Source organism: Acinetobacter sp. YH12043, from assembly GCF_013419915.1.
Classification (GTDB): Bacteria; Pseudomonadota; Gammaproteobacteria; order Pseudomonadales; family Moraxellaceae; genus Acinetobacter.
This window is the reverse complement of the sequence record NZ_VOZD01000061.1, coordinates 1-1,210: the sequence shown is the minus strand read 5'-3', so window position 1 is coordinate 1,210 and position 1,210 is coordinate 1. Positions and strand designations below refer to the sequence as shown.

1 tRNA gene and 1 rRNA gene are annotated in these 1,210 nt (G+C 52.2%); both read left to right on the top strand.

The annotated features are described in order from the left end of the window. Nucleotides 1–1,072 (top strand): 16S ribosomal RNA (locus FTU01_RS15455); the annotation flags it as partial. Between the two features lie 61 nt (nucleotides 1,073–1,133). Next, a tRNA-Ile gene (locus FTU01_RS15450) sits at nucleotides 1,134–1,210 on the top strand.

Sequence of the window (1,210 nt, the reverse complement as noted above, 5' to 3'; positions counted from 1 at the left end):
GGGATAAGTGGACGTTACTCGCAGAATAAGCACCGGCTAACTCTGTGCCAGCAGCCGCGGTAATACAGAGGGTGCAAGCGTTAATCGGATTTACTGGGCGTAAAGCGCGCGTAGGTGGCTAATTAAGTCAAATGTGAAATCCCCGAGCTTAACTTGGGAATTGCATTCGATACTGGTTAGCTAGAGTATGGGAGAGGATGGTAGAATTCCAGGTGTAGCGGTGAAATGCGTAGAGATCTGGAGGAATACCGATGGCGAAGGCAGCCATCTGGCCTAATACTGACACTGAGGTGCGAAAGCATGGGGAGCAAACAGGATTAGATACCCTGGTAGTCCATGCCGTAAACGATGTCTACTAGCCGTTGGGGCCCTTGAGGCTTTAGTGGCGCAGCTAACGCGATAAGTAGACCGCCTGGGGAGTACGGTCGCAAGACTAAAACTCAAATGAATTGACGGGGGCCCGCACAAGCGGTGGAGCATGTGGTTTAATTCGATGCAACGCGAAGAACCTTACCTGGCCTTGACATACAGAGAACTTTCCAGAGATGGATTGGTGCCTTCGGGAACTCTGATACAGGTGCTGCATGGCTGTCGTCAGCTCGTGTCGTGAGATGTTGGGTTAAGTCCCGCAACGAGCGCAACCCTTTTCCTTATTTGCCAGCACTTCGGGTGGGAACTTTAAGGATACTGCCAGTGACAAACTGGAGGAAGGCGGGGACGACGTCAAGTCATCATGGCCCTTACGGCCAGGGCTACACACGTGCTACAATGGTCGGTACAAAGGGTTGCTACTGCGCGAGCAGATGCTAATCTCAAAAAGCCGATCGTAGTCCGGATCGCAGTCTGCAACTCGACTGCGTGAAGTCGGAATCGCTAGTAATCGCGGATCAGAATGCCGCGGTGAATACGTTCCCGGGCCTTGTACACACCGCCCGTCACACCATGGGAGTTTGTTGCACCAGAAGTAGGTAGTCTAACCTTAGGGAGGACGCTTACCACGGTGTGGCCGATGACTGGGGTGAAGTCGTAACAAGGTAGCCGTAGGGGAACCTGCGGCTGGATCACCTCCTTAACGAAAGATTGACGATTGGTAAGAATCCACAACAAGTTGTTCTTCATGACGATGTATCTGAGGGTCTGTAGCTCAGTTGGTTAGAGCACACGCTTGATAAGCGTGGGGTCACAAGTTCAAGTCTTGTCAGACCCACCA